Source organism: Flectobacillus sp. (genome assembly GCF_049240685.1).
GTDB lineage: Bacteria > Bacteroidota > Bacteroidia > Cytophagales > Spirosomataceae > Flectobacillus.
In genome coordinates, this window is the sequence record NZ_JBMLSD010000392.1 from 1 (window position 1) to 4954 (window position 4954).

The following is a 4954-nucleotide window of genomic DNA, read 5'->3' on the forward strand; positions in this document are numbered from 1 at the left end:
GCCTAAAACACAAAACTTAACTCTTATTTTGCCCAAACTATAGAATTTTATTGACTATTCATCAAAGAAAAGTCATTTCGAATTTTTGGGGTAAGGATTATTCTCCAAATTTTTATCAAAAAAGCGGTCGAACAATAGGTTTTCGACCGCTTTTTTGATATTACCATGCTAGATTTTACTCGGTTTAGGACGCAATCATTGCGTTTTTACTGATGGAATATAACTTCTTACCTAATTACTCACTCGCTACCTGCGAGAAACCTTTTACTAAACCCAAATATCTTATCTTCAAAAAAATATCTCAAGACTAGGTGTGAGTTAATACTTTCTTTACTTCACATATAGAGGAGAAAATCTCCTTATCTTTACGAGTTCCATTTTTCTTTATCTCAAACTTATTTCATTTATTATGTTCAAAAAACTAGTTACACTAAGCTTTCTGCTTAGTATCTCCCTCATGGGCTTGGCTCAGACGCAAAAGCCTCTTTCAAAAGAAGATAGTCTCCTCAAAGTTTACCGAAAAATTGCTGACACTGGCGATGCCATCGAGCTCAAAAAGGTAGATTCGGAAATTGCTCGTTTACTAAAGTCTTCAGAAGAAAAAGATTTTACCTTTGCCGTTCGTGTGGCCTATACTATCAAACAAAGGGGCCTGGCTGATTCTATCAACAAATTGGCTGTTCAGAAATTTCCATTAGGAAAAGCTGCGCTAATGGCTTCTTACAATATGGTTATTCAAGCGCCACAGGAAATAAAGGCTAAATTAGAAGCGTATGAAACTTTCCTGAAAAAGTTTCCAGAACCTATCGAAAAGCCTGATATTGTTTATGATTATGCTCGCTCTGAAATTGCTTCTACCTATGCCAAATCGGGCGATGTTGCCAATAGTGCTTTGTGGTTGTCTCAAATAAAGAGTCAATCTTATAAAGGAATTGCGCAGGCTTCCAATTCGCAAATATTTTTGCAAAAAGGCGATTTTGTCACGGCTGAAAAATTGGCTTTTGAAGGCTTAGAGAATACCAAGGCTTCTTTGGAAAATAATCCAAACCCTAATGCCCAGAATGACTATTATTATTACTTACAAAATTACGCAAGCTTACTCTACAAAATCAAAAAATACGACGAAGCCCTAAAATACATTAACGAACTTCGTAGTAATCTTAAAGGATATAAATTAAACCAAACCAACGAGGTTTATGCGCTTATTTTGACAGGAACAGGTAAAGGCAAAGAAGCATTGCCTATGTTGGCCGAACTCGTTAAAACAGGTAAGGGTAGCAATGAGGTGGTCGTAGGATTAAAAGAAGCCTATCTTCAAGCCAAGGGTAAAAGCGAAGGTTTTGAAAAATACTTGAATGAATTGTATGCCGACATGAAGAAAAGTATCAAAGCAAAATTGGCCAAAGAATTGATTTCTCAACCAGCTCCAACTTTTTCATTGCTCGACCTAAAAGGCAACAAAGTCTCATTGGCAGAGCTAAAAGGCAAAGTCGTAATACTTGATTTTTGGGCTACTTGGTGCGGGCCATGCAAAAAGTCGTTTCCTGCTATGCAAAAGGCTTTAGATAAATACAAAGAAGACCCAAATGTGCGCTTTTTGTTTATCGATACTTGGGAGCGGATTCCAGAGCCTAAAAAAGCAGTTCAAGCATTTATTGAGGATAATAAATATACATTCTCGGTATTACTCGACGATAATAACACAAAAGTGGTAGACAAATTTGGAATAATAGGTATTCCTACAAAATTTATCATTGATGGAAAAGGAAACATTCGTTACAAATTGATTGGTTTCGAAGGATCGGACGAGGCGGCCGTGGAGGAAATTTCTTATATGATTGAAAGCGTGAGATTGTAATTTTATTTGTTCTTTTTTCTTTCCAAGCTGGTTTAAGTCGATGACTCAAACCAGCTTTTTTTATGGAGTTTTTCAATTTCTTTTTAGTTAAGTAATAACGTTTTCCTGCTTAGAATACCACGCATTTATATGTTTTTGGACAGCTCATTTCCCAAACTTGAGAAATAATCAGACCAAGTCCTAGATTGGCGCTAGCAGTAAATCTGTCTTTGCTTAGTATTTTATTGTACTTAACTAAGAAAGCCTCTATCTTCGTACTTCCATTAACCAAGTTTATAAACTTTTTATGAAAAAATTATCTCTTCTGCTTGCCCTACTTTGGGCAAGTTGCTATCCTATTTTTGGTCAGGCGGTAACAACTGACCCTCTTCTGCCAACAGGCGATAAAGAAGTAACACTCATATTTGACCTAAAGCAGTCAAAAGATGCTCGTTCCAAAGGTTTATTGGGCAAAACCTCCGATGTTTTTCTTTGGTCTGGTGCTGGTACAACTGCCACAGGCAACGCCTTTGAGTATGTACCCACAGGGCAATCTAACTTTGCAGAGCCTTTCACAAACGGAAAAATGACCTCTTTGGGCAATGATGTTTGGAGTATCAAAATTACTCCTCGAACCTTCTATAATGTACCTTCGGGCAAGTCTATCAAGCGATTAGGTGTTTTGTTGAAAAACGGCAACGGAACAGCTCAAACCGAAGACTTCTTTGTGACGATGTATGATGCAGCCTTTAGCCTAGCGTTTTTGTCACCTGCCGAAAGTACCATCGTGCTAAAGTCGGGTCAAGATTTGCCTATTAGTTTAAAAGCATCAGCAAAAGCTATATTTTCGGCCGAAGTAAGTGTTGGAAATACATTGATAAACAATACTATTCTTAATTTTTCGACCGATAGTATAGATACCTTTTCAACCACAATACCTTATAGTTCATTGGCGAAATTAATCAATGATAAATCTTCCACTATTACGATGAAAGTTCAGGCAAAAGCAAAATTAGGTACCTCAACTGCCCAATTGGCGGTGTTGGTACCTCCCCAGATTACGACGGCCGAAGTGCCAGCCGGATGGAAAGATGGCATTAACTATTTGTCTGAAACTAGCATAGGTTTAGTACTGTATGCACCCAGTAAAGACTTTGTTCATGTAATTGGAGATTTCAATAACTGGGAAACTAATAATAGCTATTTGCTGAAAAGAAATGCTTCTGCCGAACGCTATTGGATACAGCTAGACGGTATCGAAAAAGGGAAAGAGTATGCTTTTCAGTATTTGATAAATGGCACTTTGGCCGTGGCAGACCCATATACCGAAAAAATTCTGGACCCTAACAATGACCAGTATATTCCAACGAATACTTATCCTAATTTGAAGACTTTACCGTCGACTATCAAAACGATTGCTTCGGTATTTCAAACTGGGCAAACGGCTTATGCTTGGAAAAATACCAATTTCAAACGTCCAGCCAAAGAAGACTTGGTGATTTATGAATTACATGTGAGAGATTTTGTAGCCAATAAAAACTATCAGGCTGTTATTGATACGCTATCATATTTGAAAAAACTAGGGGTAAATGCCATTGAGCTAATGCCAGTTCAGGAGTTTACAGGCAATGATTCATGGGGATATAATCCAATTTTCTACTTTGCCCCCGATAAGGCTTATGGTACCAAAGATGATTTGAAGCGCTTTATCGACAAATGCCATGAATTAGGTATTGCGGTGCTGATGGATATGGTTTTTAACCAAGCAGATTATGAGTTTCCTTATGTAAAAATGTATTGGGACGGGTCAAAACCTTCGGCAGATTCTCCGATGTTTAACCAAACTGATAGACATCCATTTGGCGTATTTTTTGATTTTAATCACGAAAGTTTAGCCACCAAAGCATACGTGAATCGTGCGAATGCTTTTTGGTTGCAGGAGTATAAAATCGATGGTTTTAGATTTGACCTAGCCAAAGGTTTTACCCAAAAACAGACTTCCAATGATGCACAGTTTAGACTTTATGACCAATCCAGAGTTGACATTTGGAAGGGATACTATGACAATATTCGCAAAGTAGATGCCTCTGCTTTTGTGATTTTGGAGCTTTTTTCTGAAGATTTAGAAGAAAGAACCTTTACTAATATGGGCATGATGGTTTGGGGAAATCATAACTATGATTTTAGAGGAATGATGAAAGGTGAATCGGTTGACTTGACAAGACTTTCGTATCTGTCGAGAGGAATGACAACTCCGGGTGTTGTTAGTTATATGGAAAGTCATGATGAAGAGCGTTTGATTTACGATGCTGTTCAGAATGGGAAAACCGCTAATAATTACTCTACTAGAGACCTCACAACCGCCCTAGAACGAGAGAAAGCAAGCCTAGCAGTATTTTTGTCTGTGCCTGGTCCAAAAATGATTTGGCAATTTGGCGAGTTAGGCTATGATGTCAATATTGACTTTAATGGGCGTACAGGACAAAAACCTTTAAAATGGGAGTACCTAACTGATGCTCGCCGAATGAAGTTATACAAAGCATACGCTGCTTTGACTCAATTAAAAACCTCTCAATCGATATTTAAAACAACAGATTTTAGTATCGACTTGACAGGCATGCAGAAAAAAGTAACGCTTCGTTCGAGCGATAATACAGTTTTTGTAGTGGGTAATTTTGATATTCAGGCCAAAGGCATGACTCGCCTTTTCCCGTCAACAGGCAAATGGTATGATTATTTTACAGGAAATAGTATCGAGGTTAGCGATTTGGATTTGCCTTTATTTTTAGAGCCTGGAGAGTTTCATATCTTTTCAACCAAACCATTTCCTAAACCAGAAGCTGATATAGTTTCTTGGAAAGTACCTTCATCTTTGGTCATTACGGCAACAGAAGAAGAGGCAATGGCTGTAAAATTATTTCCCAATCCTGCCACTAATATGGTTCGCTTGTTGGTTCCAACTTTCAGAAAAGGAGATACTCATTACGAAATGTATGATTTTTATGGAAAAATGGTAAAACAAGGAAAAATAGAGGCTACCAATACGGATATATCCATCGCTGACCTAAAAGAGGGTTTGTATTTGATTCATATTCAAGATGCACAACGCAATCAGGT

General features: G+C 37.7%; 2 protein-coding genes. Both read left to right on the forward strand.

The window, feature by feature from the left end; translation table 11 throughout:
• Nucleotides 1-409: 409 nt before the first annotated feature.
• Nucleotides 410-1858, forward strand: a complete 1449-nt coding sequence (locus ACOVQ4_RS17940) for a redoxin domain-containing protein (RefSeq protein ID WP_421821991.1) — start codon at nucleotides 410-412, stop codon at nucleotides 1856-1858.
• A gap of 286 nt (nucleotides 1859-2144) precedes the next feature.
• The coding region (locus ACOVQ4_RS17945) for an alpha-amylase family glycosyl hydrolase (RefSeq protein ID WP_421821992.1) at nucleotides 2145-4954 on the forward strand (2810 nt) is incomplete at its 3' end.

Bases quoted from the DNA above. Each gene is read 5' to 3' on its own strand.
- ACOVQ4_RS17940 (WP_421821991.1), top strand. From the start codon at position 410: ATGTTCAAAAAACTAGTTACACTAAGCTTTCTGCTTAGTATCTCCCTC.